The organism is Psychrobacter sp. CLB018 (genome assembly GCF_041222815.1).
GTDB lineage: Bacteria > Pseudomonadota > Gammaproteobacteria > Pseudomonadales > Moraxellaceae > Psychrobacter > Psychrobacter faecalis.
The window spans coordinates 222,304-236,437 of record NZ_CP166085.1 but is presented as its reverse complement, the minus strand read 5'-3'; the positions used below and the strand labels follow the sequence as shown (position 1 = coordinate 236,437).

Annotated in this window: 11 protein-coding genes and 2 tRNA genes; 9 read left to right on the top strand and 4 right to left on the bottom strand. The window is 44.6% G+C overall.

The features are described 5' to 3' along the window. Positions 1 to 312 precede the first annotated feature (312 nt). Positions 313 to 1,977, top strand: coding sequence for an AMP-binding protein (locus AB8P72_RS01050; RefSeq protein WP_068404690.1), 1,665 nt, complete (start codon positions 313 to 315; stop codon positions 1,975 to 1,977). A gap of 258 nt (positions 1,978 to 2,235) precedes the next feature. Here the strand turns inward: AB8P72_RS01050 and AB8P72_RS01045 are convergent, their stop codons facing one another. The 4 genes from AB8P72_RS01045 to hemA form a co-directional block, all read right to left on the bottom strand. Next, on the bottom strand, positions 2,236 to 2,655 hold the full coding sequence (locus tag AB8P72_RS01045; RefSeq protein ID WP_193031055.1) for a DUF6691 family protein: 420 nt from the start codon (positions 2,653 to 2,655) through the stop codon (positions 2,236 to 2,238). A gap of 65 nt (positions 2,656 to 2,720) precedes the next feature. Further along, on the bottom strand, positions 2,721 to 3,158 hold the full coding sequence (locus tag AB8P72_RS01040) for a YeeE/YedE family protein (protein ID WP_082894273.1): 438 nt from the start codon (positions 3,156 to 3,158) through the stop codon (positions 2,721 to 2,723). Positions 3,159 to 3,305: 147 nt separating this feature from the next. Beyond that, on the bottom strand, positions 3,306 to 4,448 hold the full coding sequence (locus tag AB8P72_RS01035; RefSeq protein ID WP_068404694.1) for an aminotransferase class V-fold PLP-dependent enzyme: 1,143 nt from the start codon (positions 4,446 to 4,448) through the stop codon (positions 3,306 to 3,308). A 589-nt stretch (positions 4,449 to 5,037) separates the two neighbouring features. Beyond that, positions 5,038 to 6,420 (bottom strand): glutamyl-tRNA reductase, encoded by a 1,383-nt coding sequence (gene hemA / locus AB8P72_RS01030; RefSeq protein ID WP_068404697.1) that lies wholly within the window; start codon positions 6,418 to 6,420, stop codon positions 5,038 to 5,040. Positions 6,421 to 7,010: 590 nt separating this feature from the next. Between hemA and AB8P72_RS01025 the strand changes: the two genes are divergently transcribed. The 8 genes from AB8P72_RS01025 to AB8P72_RS00990 all read left to right on the top strand — a co-directional run bounded on the left by AB8P72_RS01025 (position 7,011) and on the right by AB8P72_RS00990 (position 14,003). After that, complete coding sequence (locus AB8P72_RS01025; RefSeq protein WP_068404698.1) at positions 7,011 to 8,939, top strand: tetratricopeptide repeat protein; 1,929 nt, start codon at positions 7,011 to 7,013, stop codon at positions 8,937 to 8,939. 211 nt (positions 8,940 to 9,150) lie between these two features. Next, a complete protein-coding gene (gene lolB, locus AB8P72_RS01020) occupies positions 9,151 to 9,786 on the top strand; it encodes a lipoprotein insertase outer membrane protein LolB (RefSeq protein WP_068404700.1) in 636 nt (211 codons plus the stop codon). Between the two features lie 61 nt (positions 9,787 to 9,847). After that, on the top strand, positions 9,848 to 10,813 hold the full coding sequence (ispE, locus tag AB8P72_RS01015; RefSeq protein WP_193031057.1) for a 4-(cytidine 5'-diphospho)-2-C-methyl-D-erythritol kinase: 966 nt from the start codon (positions 9,848 to 9,850) through the stop codon (positions 10,811 to 10,813). Positions 10,814 to 10,853: 40 nt separating this feature from the next. Next, a complete protein-coding gene (locus tag AB8P72_RS01010) occupies positions 10,854 to 11,381 on the top strand; it encodes a hypothetical protein (RefSeq protein WP_068404704.1) in 528 nt (175 codons plus the stop codon). 187 nt (positions 11,382 to 11,568) lie between these two features. Continuing rightward, a tRNA-Gln gene (locus AB8P72_RS01005) sits at positions 11,569 to 11,644 on the top strand. 242 nt (positions 11,645 to 11,886) lie between these two features. Then, positions 11,887 to 11,962 (top strand) — tRNA-Gln (locus AB8P72_RS01000). Positions 11,963 to 12,072: 110 nt separating this feature from the next. Then, positions 12,073 to 13,020 (top strand): ribose-phosphate pyrophosphokinase, encoded by a 948-nt coding sequence (locus tag AB8P72_RS00995; protein WP_068404706.1) that lies wholly within the window; start codon positions 12,073 to 12,075, stop codon positions 13,018 to 13,020. Between the two features lie 299 nt (positions 13,021 to 13,319). After that, on the top strand, positions 13,320 to 14,003 hold the full coding sequence (locus AB8P72_RS00990) for a 50S ribosomal protein L25/general stress protein Ctc (protein ID WP_068404709.1): 684 nt from the start codon (positions 13,320 to 13,322) through the stop codon (positions 14,001 to 14,003). Positions 14,004 to 14,134: the final 131 nt, after the last annotated feature.

Here is a 14,134-nt window from a genome sequence, read left to right as displayed (position 1 = left end):
GCTGCTATCGTAACACACCGCTATTATCATCAGCTATGCGGACAAGCGACTGATGAGTGAGCACTATCTTGATACCAATCCTAGACAGTCAGATGTTTACCTCGACTTTATGGCTTTTATTAAGCAAACCTCATAAAACCCGCCCAATTTTTGGGGCGATTGGCTATAATAGCGTGAGCGTTGTCAATATTTAACGTGTTTTATAACGACCGTTTTTATGACAATTGTTTTTATGACAACGGCTTCTATAATAGCCGCTTCGCTAAATCCCTGCACCATCGAATACCCGCAATACGATAAAGGACTATCCCCATGACAGACTTTCACACCGGTCTTGGCAAAAACGCTGCCAATCACCAACCGCTGACCCCTATCGATTTTATTATCCGCAGCGCGCAGGTTTATCCTGACAAGACTGCAATTATCTACGACGACCTAGAGCACAATGAGCTCACGCAGACATGGCAACAGACTTATGATCGCTGTCGTCAATTGGCCGATGGTCTGCGTAAATTGGGTATCGATAAAAATGACACGGTGGCGGTGATGATGCCGAACACGCCGGCGATGGTCGAATGCGCCTTTGGCGTGCCAATGTCAGGCGGCGTGCTTTGTACCCTTAATACCCGACTTGATATCAATGCCCTAACCTTTTGCCTGCAACACTCTGAAGCCAAAGTATTGATTTTAGACAGCGAGTTTGCTGAGCATGCTGAGATTATTGATGAAGCTTTTCCCAACCTCATCGTGATTCATGCGACCGATAAAGCGCTTGATATCGAGCGTTTTGGCACTATGAGTTATGAAGAGTTAATCGCCAGCTCAGACAATTTGGATAATTGGGAAAAACCGCTCGATGAATGGGATGCCATTGCGCTCAACTATACTTCTGGCACCACTGGTAAGCCCAAGGGCGTGGTCTATCATCATCGCGGTGCCACGCTCAATGCCGTGTCTAATATTTTAGATTGGGATATGCCCAAGCATCCCATGTATCTATGGACGCTGCCACTATTCCATTGTAATGGTTGGTGTTTCCCATGGACCATCGCTGAGCGCGCGGGCGTCAACGTCTGCTTACGTAAAATTGACGCTGATTTGATTTTGCAGCTGATTGCCAAGTATAAAGTCAGCCATTATTGCTCAGCGCCCGTGGTGCACAATATGATTGCCGGCGGTAAGCCTGAGTATAAAGAAGCCATTAACCATGAAGTCAAAGGCTGGGTCGCTGGTGCGCCGCCGTCTGAAACTATGCTCGCTGCTATGGAAGCCATGGGTTTTCATATCTCGCACGTTTATGGGCTGACTGAAGTTTATGGGCCAGTCACCGTTTGCGCTGAACAAGAAGAATGGGCAGCGCTTGATGTCGCTGGACGCGCGCAGAAAAAATCTCGTCAAGGGGTGACCTCGCATCTGATGACAGGCTTTGAGCTGTTTAAACAAGGGACGACCGACCCCGTTGCCGCCGATGGCGAAGAAATGGGTGAGCTGGCACTGCGTGGTAACATGGTGATGAAAGGTTATCTTAAAAGCCGTAAAGCGACCGAAGAAGCCTTTGCTGACGGTTGGTTCCGCACCGGTGATTTGGGCATCAAATACCCCGACGGCTATATCAAAATCATGGATAGGCTCAAAGACATCATCATCTCAGGTGGCGAGAACATCTCTAGTATCGAAGTCGAAAACGTCTTATATAAAATGCCGGAAATCCAAAGCTGTGCCGTCGTCGCCGCGCCGCATGATAAATGGGGCGAAGTGCCAGTGGCCTTTATCGAAATTCATGCTGGTAGCACTTTACAACGCGATCATGTCATGGAGCATTGCAAGCAATATTTGGCTGGCTTTAAAGTGCCTAAATACATTATCTTTGCTGAAATTCCGAAAACCAGTACCGGTAAAGTACAGAAGTTTGAGCTACGCCAAGCGGCAAAATCATTGGCGCACGAAACGCCAAAAGTTACGGCTAGCGCTAAATAATAGCTTTTGAAAAACTTGCACTTTGAGCAATTTGCATAAAACAGGGTCAGTCTAATGATTAGGCTCACCCTGTTTTCTTGAACTAAAAACGTAAAACCTATTCTTGTAGGCAGTCCGCTATAAAATAAACACAGAGCTACTGGTATTCATTTTGCGCAGCCTCTGTCTGCGTAGGCACAGCCAGCAAGGAAAATGAATACCAGTAGCGCGTTATCATACTTGTACTAATTTTATTTAGGACTGACTATAGCCGAACGACTAATTCAATTTTGGCTTAAGCCACTGATAGATGATCATACCAAGCAGCATGGCAGCGGCAAACACATAGCCTTGCCAATGTCCTGTACCTAGCAACACAATACTAGGCCCTGGGCAGATACCCACAAGTCCCCAACCGATACCAAACATCATCGCGCCGATTAACAACTTGTTATCAATCACCGTCTTACTTGGCAATAAGATAAAAGTACCCGCCCAGCTGGTCTTTTGCCATTTGGCTAATTGCACACCGACTATCGCTACTACTAAACCGCCGCCCATCACCAGTGCCAAGGAGATATCCCACGCGCCAAAGACGTCCAAAAACCCTTGTAACTTAGCAGGGTCGGTCATGCCTGCTATCAGCAGACCCAAGCCGAATAGTAAACCGGCCAGTAATCCAATCATATTTTTTAGCATTATTGTGCCCCATACTTAATCTGTTTATTCAAGCTGTTATAAATAATGTGCCGTCTATACCTGCGTTAAAATATGCCTAAAACATGCCTACCCACATACACAGTCAATGCACCAAACAACATAAAAGTTACCGTCGCTGCCATCGAGCGTTTCGATAGGCGGGCGTTGCCGCAAATACCGTGGCCACTAGTACAGCCTGACCCTAAACGCGTGCCAAAACCAACCAGCAACCCTGCGCCAATTAACAGCGGTAATGACGTGGTGATTTCTATATCAGGCAAAGGTCGGACCAAACTGTAAAGTAAAGGCGAGATGATAAGGCCTGCGATAAACAGTACCTGCCACATCTCTATATTTTTGGGTTTTAGTACGCTTGACACGATACCGCTGATACCCGCAATACGGCCAATACCTAATAATAAGATAACGGTCGATGTCCCTAGCAGCAAACCGCCGATTAAGGATATCGGCGTAAAGGCTAACCAGTCTATTTGTATACTCATAATGTTTACCTAAGCCAATTTTATTAAATACAAACTTAATATTCGTTTTATATAAATACATTATATAATAAAATATAATAAGAAGGTAAAAAAATACTGAGATCTGTTTAACAGAACTCAGTATTGTTACCTAACTTATAGTAAAAATTATGCAGGCTGCTCTGCCAATACTTCATCAAGCGCTTTTTCAAAACGTTGTACCGCTCCGTCAACATCAGTCAATTTATCAAGACCAAATAGACCTAAGCGGAAAGTTTTAAAGTTCTCAGGTTCGCCTACTTGTAGCGGAACGCCAGCGGCGATTTGCATGCCAGCTTCAGCAAAGGCGCTACCTTTATGCATATCATCACGGTCGGTATAGGCAACCACGACGCCCGGCGCTTCAAAACCTTCTGCCGCCACGCTTTCAATGCCTTTGTCCACCAATACTTTACGAATACGTTTGCCAAGCTCCCACTGCGCCTCGCAAAGCTTATCAAAGCCGACTTCCTTAGCTTCATTAATAGCATCGCGGAACTGGCGTAAGCTATCGGTTGGCATGGTTGCATGATAAGCGTGACCGCCATTTTCATAGGCGCGCATGATATTTAACCACTGTTTTAAATCTAAGCTAAAGCTATCAGATTCCGTGCTCTCTACTTTTTGCACAGCCGCATCGCTGAGCATTACCAAACCTGCACCCGGCGTGCTGCTCCAGCCTTTTTGCGGCGCGCTAATCAGCACGTCAATGCCCAAATCTTTCATATCAAGCCAGACGCAACCCGAGGCAATACAGTCAATGACCAATAGACCGCCAACGCTATGAACAGCCTCGGCCAATGCTTTGATATAGTCTTCTGACAAAATTATGCCTGATGAGGTTTCAACATGCGGCGCAAAAACGATGGCAGGTTTTGTGTCTTTAATTTTAGCAACCGCTTCATCGATAGCAACTGGAGAAAACGGCTTTGGCGTCTCACCCTCTTCACGATTGGCAGTCAATACCGTAGACGATTTGGCAATTTTGCCTTTGTCTAAAATTTGCGTCCAACGATAGCTAAACCAACCGTTACGGATAATCAGGCAGTCTTCATCATTGGCCAATTGACGCGCCACCGCTTCCATACCATAAGTGCCAGAGCCCGGTACAATCGCCACCGCATCAGCGTTATAGACTGACTTTAGGTTGCTAGACAAGTCATTCATTACTTGCTGAAAGACTTTTGACATGTGGTTTAAGGCGCGGTCAGTATAGACCACCGAATATTCTAATAAGCCGTTTGGATCAATATCTTGACGTAATGCAGTCATAGGACGCTCCTAGTTTATAGTTAGGCAATATAGGTATTGGCAAATTTTAGTGATAACGAGCCAAATACTACGATAGATAGTATTTATCGGGCCCTCATATCGAGTAATCATCGAGAGTATGACGCAGGGTTGATGATATAGCGCTTTATCCTAGCGCTATTGCCGTTGACGAGTATGTCGTGTGCGCTTTATTTTTATTTTAAACAGTACTACAGACGATAGGCGCGCCATTATCAGACCGTGAATGACAGCCTATTGAATCATCAATACTGAGAATTAATGAAATGAGAAGATATTAAGAGGCAATTGATAAAATTAGACTTTGAAAAAAAAGCCAAAATCAATTAGTTAAAGGATTATTAGAAATAAGCGCTGCCACATAACCAAAAATTATCGCCACTTAATACACTCATAACAACTTGATATTAGCACTGATAATGCAGGTTGACAACGCTCAGCTTGCATAAGTTGAAAGCTTAGCCAATTTATGATTTTTGAAGAGAAACCGTTTCAAAAGGAAGAGTTTTAAAAGAAACGGTTTTAAGAGAAATAGTAAGAAAAACAATTAGTGAATTAAAAGGAGTAATGATTACTGACGACGACCACGATGCGCGTCTTGTAATCCCGAGACCACAAAATCTAGCAATTCATTGTCACCTTCGCGTGCCGCTTTACGCATCAGCTTCGAGGGCGCATGGGTCAGCGTCTGGGTTAAACGCCGCGATAGCTCAGTGATAATAGCTTCAGGGCTGGCGTTATCTTGTTGCAGCTTAACAATGGATTCATGCAGCAGCTTATCGACTTGGTCATGGGTGCGCGCGCGATATTGTTGAATCTCTTTACCGACTTGGCGCACCTGAAAGCGCCGATCCATCTCAACCACCAACTGACTGACCAGCAGCTCAGCATCGACCGCTGCTTGCCGGCGCTGCTCAATATTACCAGCAATCACGTGTTGCAAGTCATCAACAGAATACAAATACACATCGTCGATACGGCTAATGGTAGAGTCGATATCGCGCGGCACCGCCAAGTCAATCATCAGCATCGGCTGATAACGCCGGCTTTTAAGCGCGCGCAAGGTCATGGTCTTATCAATCAATATATCCATACTGCCGCTACAACTACTGACGATATCAGCTTCTGCCAATACTTGCGGCAACTCTTGCAGCGATTTCACTTCTACCATACGCTCGGGTCGACGCAATTCGGCGGCCAACGCTTCGGCGCGCTCAGGATTGCGGTTACAAATAATGACCCGCCCGACCCCAAGCCCAGCGATATGCGTTGCCACCAAGCGATTCATCTCGCCTGCCGCAACAACCAATAACGTGCGATTGGGCAAATCGTCAAATATCTGCGTCACCAATTTGGCTGCAGCATAGCTCAGCGATACCGCTTGAGCGCCGACTTTGGTTTCGTTGCGCACGCGTTTGGCAGCGGCAAATACTTGATCGACAATCCAGCCGAGCTGATTGCTGAGCGCCTTTTGGTCTTGCGCCAAATGCACAGAACGTTTGATTTGACCGAGTATCTGCGGCTCACCCAATATCATCGAGTCAAGACCAGCAGCCACTCGCAGCCAATGAGTCAGCGCATGAGTATCACGGTGCACATAAAGATAAGGGTCAATCTCTTCCAAAGGTAACTGTTTAAAATCCGCCAGCCAGGCTTTAATTTTTAAGATATGAGCGCTAATTGCCGCGGTAGAAGGCTGCGTACTAATGGCATTATTACTCGAAACAGCAGTTTGCTGCGCTGCTAAAGCTGCGCCTGATTCTGACGGTACTGAGACTTGCGGGACGAGTGCATAAATCTCAGTACGGTTGCACGTCGAGACAATCACGCTACCATCGGTAAAGCGCTCTAGCTGCTGCAGGGCAATATTCACATCGTCACCGACAAGCGCCAAGCGCTCTCGCAGAGCGACTGGTGCGGTTTTGTGATTGACCCCAATGACCACTAATCTCATTATTGATAGACCATAAATATAACGTTCACCTGCCAGCCAAACGCTTTTAGAATGTGAAAAAACCTATTCAATCAGCAGTGCTAAAAAACAGTTTTTCACAGACAGCGCTTGCTCAACTGGCTGTGAAAAAACGTCTTTAATAAATCATTATCAATATAAACGTCTAAAAAGCGCTTATTATATCATTATTGCTAGCTTTATTTAACAAGCAGCGCTAGGCGATGGTATTTGTCTGTATCTGGGCATGACAACGATAAATCAACTGCTGTAATTGCTTTTAAATAAAGGCCAGTGTTATTTATCTAATTTGTCAGCGCTGGTTTACTAGAGGACTTACTAGCAGATGTTTAAGCTATCAGAGTTTATTGAACGCTACTTAAAGTCATTTATCGTCATTACTTAATCGCCTAAATATTGTTAGTATTTGAGTAACATAGGCGCTATTGTTTATCGCTTTCATCTGCTCTTATAATGACAACAACAAACATCTTTAAAATAAAGACAATAAAATCCTCCTGTTAGAATGCAAGTGGACTAATGGGAAAATATTGCTCGCTAGATTTTTTGGGTCATCCTTTAGATTGCAACCTATGTATAATGATCAATCTCGCCTCCGCGCCTTATTGCAAGCCACTATTGAGCGCCTATGTCAGCGTTATAAGCTAACGTTGTCGTTGGCCATTTGTCTATGCCTAGGATTCCCCGCCCATGCCAAATATGTCAGCCCTGCGTTGACCGCTCCGATATTAAATACTGACTTGGCCAATTCGTCTACAACTTCAGCAGCTAAAGCAAGCAATACCGATATCCTTGATCAGACTGCCAATGAAATAGCTCCTCTGCCATCGTCTACTGAGCAGTCTCAGCTAGCAGTAAATAGCGCTGATGCAAACAATCAAGCAACATTTAGCCCAGCCCAATCAGAGCTTGGCGAGCCAAGTTTATACGCGCTGTTAGATGCCGAATTTGCCGCAGATCGCGATGACAATAAGCGCGCGCTGACTATTTATAAGCAGCAATCTTTTAAGCAAGATGCGACCGCGGTATTTGAGCGCGCGCTAAGCTTGTCTTTACGTAATGAAAGCGTTGAGGATTCATTGCGCTTTGCCAAAACTTGGCAAGACCAAAACCCCGACCACGTGCCCGCTTGGTTTTATGTGGCGCATTTGGCCCTGCGTGCGCACGACTATGAATTGGCGGGCGCCACTCTAAACCGCATTTTAAACTATGACCCGCGAGCCGATCTGAGCGAAATACTGATTGGCATTTATCCCAATACCGATGAAGACAAACGCGAGTTGCTTGCCGCTTTGCAACCTATCGATAGCGAGCAAAACGCTTCGCTTTCGGTATTAAAGGCTGGTTTACTGTATCAATTTGATGAGCCTGAGGTCGCTATTGTCCATATCGATCGTGCCCTCGCGCGTCAGCCAGATTATGTGCCTTTTATCACTTTAAAAGCCGACATCTTACGCAAGACCAAGCCATCAGCAGCCGTGCTTGATTATATTAACCAAGCGCGCCTACGTAACCCTGATAGCAAGAGCTTATACTTATATGAGATTCGTTATTTACTCGATTTGCGGCAAAGCGAGCAGGCTTGGCAGCTATTACTTGATGCACACGGGCGCTTTGCTGATGATGACGAAATCACTTTGCTCGCCGCGCTGGTGAGCTTGGACGTTGAAGAATACGCCAGCGCCGACCAGCTGCTTAATATCTTGGCTAAAAATCCGGGTTATCTTGACCAAGCCTATTACTACCTTGGCATCAGTGCCGAGCGCCAGCAACGCTTTGAGCAAGCAAAACACTATCTCAATGGTGTGATGCAAGAGGACTTGGTGTTAGAAGCGCGGCGAAAAGTGGTGTCGTTTGAGCTGCTAAACGATGACGTCGATGTCGCCATTGCCACTTTAGAGAAGCTGCGTAAAGACTTTAGCATCTTCGCGCCTGACAGCTTTGTCATGCAAGCGGATATCTTATGGCAGCAAAATGAGCCCGAGGAAGCGCTACGGTTATTAACGCGCGCCAGCCGCAAATATCCTAATAATGAGATGCTGCTATTTGCCCGCGCGCAGCTGCTTGACGACAAAGACGATTATATCGTTAAGCGCACTTTATTGAACCATTTGCAAACGCTCGACCCAACCAACCTTGCTTATCAGCTTAGCTATGCGCAGTTATTGCTCGCCAATGAACGCAGCTCCAAGCAAGGTTTGGCGCTAGCAACGGCTATTATCCAAATCCGTTATGATGACCCGCGCTATGACAATGAGCTGCATTTGCAAGCGTTAAACGTACTCGCCGCCAATGCTTTAGCGAACGAAGATTATCAACAAGTTATCGACTATCTACAAACCCCGTACGACGTTTTTCCAACCCTACGTTCAGGCACGCTACTGCTGCGCGCTTATCAAGGGCTAGGCGATAATGAAAAAGTTGAGGCGTTGCTTGCTGAGTTACAAGAGCGTTTTTCATTTGGGCAGCGCAACGTCAATGACCGTATACAGCTTTATTAAAGTGCTTTTTGCTCAAAGCTTATTGGATACTCATCATAAAATACGATTAAAAACAAAAACGTTTGCGCTAAAAACTACAAGCCAGTTATAAGAAATGAACAGCCATGCATCAGCGCGTAACAAATCATGCTTAAGCTAAGCGTTTATTGTTTCATTTAATCTTTTAACAAATCTGTTGCTTTTAAAACTTGTCTATTTTTGAGGATATATCATGTCAGTATTAAAAAAAAACCAGCCGAATAAACTGGCGCTATTTAGCACTTTAACGGCCGCGCTCGTTATCACATCTGGTTGTCAGTCATTAAAAACCGCCAATGCTACCAATCAGCCTGTTGGCACGGTACAAGGTCAGAAACCTGAACAACCTAAAAAGCTTGAGAACTTTAATATCACGGGCAAGATCGGCGTTACCACACCTAGTAAGGACAATTCAGGAAACCAAGGCGGCAGTGCGTTTTATGCATGGGGACAACAAAATGACCGTTTTGCTATCGAATTGATTGGTGCGCTTGGCATTGGCAAAACCAATATCGAATATAATGGTCAGTCGGCGACTTTAGTCAGTGAAAAAACCGGTACTTTAACCGCTGCTGACCCTGAAACCTTGCTCAAAAAAGCCACAGGCTGGCAAGCGCCGATTTCACAAATGCCGTATTGGATATCGGGTCGCCCAGCGCCTTCAGACAGCGCGCCACAGCTTGATGACCAAAACCGTTTAATTAGCTCGGTCAATGGTGAATGGCAAGCGAACTTTAGTTATAAAGGCAACGACAAATTGCCAAATAAAATCAGTGCCGTACAGTCACAAGGCAATAAAGTAGTGATGACCATCGACCATCAAAAATAATGGCCTTATGTAGACAGTAGAAAATACTATCTTTACTTACAACTCATAAAGACATTTATTTATGACTGAACGCACCACCGCAACATCAGTTATCACGCGCTTGTCACCGGCCAAGATTAATTTATTTTTGCACATCACTGGTAAGCGCGCTGATGGCTATCATAATCTGCAAACCGTCTTTCGCCTGCTTGACTGGGGCGATTATCTGCATTTTACGTTTGTAGACGATACGGCACTTTCTATTATAGATAAAACCTTCGACGCTGCTAAGCTTTGTCATCAGCTGCTAACGCTCGCTGGTGCCGACACCATAACCAGCAGTATCGATGACAATCTGATTTTTAAAGCCGCCCGAGCGTTACTAGCATTTGCTCTCCAAGCTGACAGACTACCTAAGCAGCTGCAATCAGTGCAAATCACCTTGGATAAGCACTTACCAATGGGTGCAGGCTTAGGCGGTGGCTCATCCAATGCGGCAACGACATTATTAGTTTTAAATGAGATCTGGCAGCTCAACTTTAATCAAAATGAGCTGATAAAAATTGGCGCAAGCATTGGCGCCGATGTGCCGATATTTATCTTTGGGCAAGATGCGATTGCCATGGGTATTGGCGAGGAGCTGACAGCGATTGATTTGCCCGAGCAGCAATATTTAGTCTTAACCCCAAACGCCCATGTCAACACGGCCAAGCTGTTCGCCCATCCAAAGCTACAACGAGATATCGACGCCCTATCCATTGACATTATCAAAAGCCAGACCAATGACTATGTGCAACGTTTAAATACACCTTATCAAAATGTGTTTAGTCATGTCGTCACCAGTCTCGCTCCGGCTGTCGATGCGGCATTACGGTATTTGCAAGGCTTAGAGATGCAAGCACTTGGCACAGCTCGGATGACCGGCTCTGGTAGCGCGGTATTTTTACCATTGGATGCGAGTATTATTGATGATAAAACGCTGTTGGCAAAGTGGGTTAACAATGCGCCTTGTGCGGCGTACGTAGTGGGGAATCTACAAGTTAAATAGAATTAATAATATGATTTTCTTCGCTTAAAGGTTATTTATCATGAAAGGCAATTCTTTTACGTTATCAATAAGTATTTTGGCCCTTTCAATAGCCGTGACAGCCTGCACCAACAATTCTGATACTCAAAACGTCACGTTACCTGCGCCAAAAGTATCTATCGATAACATGGCCAGTGATAGCAGCACTAACGATTTTAAGAATAAGCCCTATGCCCAGTTTTTTACTTATCCATATAAACATGGTGCGGAAATAGAACCAGCTATGGGCGGCATTTTGGTTATGAAAGACGGCTGTTTGCTTATCCAAAACGATGATAGGCTTAACGTTCCTGTGTTTCCTCATGGCATAACCACTTGGAATGAGGAGACCCAGACTCTGACCGCCAATGGCGTTGATATACCTTTGAACACTGAGCTATTTACTAACGGACCCTTAAGCGGCGGGAAATACGACCCTAGTTACGATTATAATTTCGAGCAACAAGCCAACCCTAAATGCTTGGAAAATAGATATATCGTATTTTTGGGTTCACAGTTTATGGACGCTACAGATTTACCAAATAATTAGCCTATACAAGCTAAAACTGAGGCCAAACCCTACTTATAGCGTATAAATAAAATGAGTATAAAGACCATATATAAATTTTCATTAACTCAACATCGGTTTTATTTTCGACCTATTTATAATAAAAGCCATAAAAAGGCGCAAATGACTTGCAAAATCTAAATATTTATTTATAATAGGTCGCCTCAATAGGGGTATAGCCAAGTTGGTAAGGCATCAGGTTTTGATCCTGACATCCGTTGGTTCGAGTCCAGCTACCCCTGCCATTTTTAAGTGTAAAGCGTCCGATATGTCGTCATTATAAGCCGTTTTTAAATAAACGCTTATTTTATTGACATTGACAACGTTATCCCAGTTTCGGTATAGTTCGCAATGAACACCGTTAGGGAAAAGTTATATTGTAGACAATTTATCTGTTTATAATATAACGAACAGGTCGTGACGCTATTTTAAGCGTAATTTAGTATAAATTATGCCTAGATATCGACGTACACAGCCTAGACATTACAGGGGTATAGCCAAGTTGGTAAGGCATCAGGTTTTGATCCTGACATCCGTTGGTTCGAGTCCAGCTACCCCTGCCATTTTTTACTGTAATAGTAGTCATCAATAGTTTTCCATACTCTTTTCTAAATTTGAGCAGTTTGATACTGCTTAGCGGTCGCTGCTTGAGTTAATCAATAGGACTTCTGTCATGCCTTATTTGGCGATTTTTACGGGTAATGCCCACCCAGAATTAGCAAAAACCGTAGCCGATCATCTCCATATACCTCTTGGTAAAGCTGACATCACGCGCTTTTCTGATGGCGAAATTGCCGTGGAAATCAAAGAACACGTACGTGGCAAAGACGTGTTTATCATGCAGCCTACTTGTGCACCGACTAACGACAATTTGATGGAAATCATGATGATGGCCGATGCCTTGCGTCGTTCTAGTGCTGGCCGGATCACTGCTGTCATGCCATACTTCGGTTATGCCCGTCAAGACCGCCGTCCGCGTTCAGCACGTGTACCTATCTCGGCCAAAGTCGTCGCTGACATGCTAAACATCGTTAGTATTGACCGCGTTATGACCGTTGATTTGCACTCAGATCAGATTCAGGGCTTCTTTGATATCCCAGTTGATAACATCTATGGTACGCCTGTCTTATTGAACGATCTTAAAAAACAAGATTATGACAATATCATGGTGGTTTCACCTGACGTCGGCGGTGTGGTACGTGCGCGTGCCATGGCGAAGCAGTTGGGCGATACCGACATGGCGATTATTGATAAACGCCGTGCCCGTGCCAATGAATCACAAGTGATGCACATCATCGGTGATGTCCGTGACCGTGATTGCGTCATCGTTGATGACATGGTTGATACCGCAGGTACGTTATGCAAAGCCGCTGAAGCCTTAAAGCAAAATGGCGCGCGCCGCGTACTTGCTTATATTACTCACCCTGTCCTATCGGGTAATGCGCTAAAGAACATCAGCGAATCGGAATTGGATGAGATTGTGGTAACTGATACCATTCCATTGTCTGACGCGGCTAAAGCCTGTAGCAAAATCCGTCAAGTAAGTATCGCACCGATGCTGGCTGAAAGCTTACGCCGTATCAATAACGAAGAATCTATCAGCGCTATGTTTGATGCCTAGTTAATGCTTAAGATTTTCTTTCGCTAAAAAATATATTACTAAAAACGCTAAGTTTAATGACTTGGCGTTTTTTTATGTAAGACTGGCGTGCGCTATTTTAGCTAGGTCTTTATTATTGTTAAAGAATCACGTATAATGCGCGCCTGTATTCATCATTCGTTAACCCCTATTATTTTTGGGTATTTTATACTTAGCGACATGATTGATACTTTCTAAAGTATTGATTATCCGGTGATAGACTGGTCGCAAGTCTGTTATTGCTGGTAGATACTTCACATACTCTCTATAGGATTATATCCATGGCTATTGATCATTTTGCAATCAACGCAGTTGACCGCTCTGCTGAACAACAAGGTAAAGGTGCGAGCCGCCGCCTACGTAAGCAGAACCTAGTTCCTGCTATCATTTATGGTGGTGGTGAAGAACCAACTGCTATCTCTATCAAAATCAACGAGCTCGTAAAATCGCTTGAATATGAAGCGTTTTTCTCACAAATTTTGACCATCACTACCGATAAAGGTGATGAGCAACAAGTCGTTATCAAAGACTTGCAGCGCCATCCTGCTAAAGGTTTCCCAATGCATGCAGATTTTCAGCGCATTGTGAAAGGTCAAAAAATCAACATGCACGTGCCGCTACATTTTGCAGGCCGTGAAGAAGCGCCAGGTACGAAAGCGGGTGGTATCTTATCTACGCTAGTATCTGATGTTGAAATCGTTTGCCTACCATCACAATTACCTGAATACTTAGAAATCGACGTATCAGGCATGGAAATTGGTGATCTATTCCGTCTATCAGACATCAAATTGCCTGAAGGCGTAATTATCTTTGATCTTGACATGGAAGATGCTCACGACCGTACCGTTGTGAACATGCAGCCACCAACAGTTGAAGAAGTTGACGAAGACGCTGACGAAGTTGATGCAGCTGACGTACCTGCTACTGAGCAAGGTGCTGAGCCTGAAGACAAAGACGCTGAATAATAATCTTTATAACGCTTATATAGCAGCCTTATGGTTGCTCGGTTATAAAAGATTGGTTTAGTCAAAAAATAGCAGGTGATGAATGTCTCCTGCTGTTTTTGTAACTGAGGTTTGAAAAGAAGGTTTGAAAA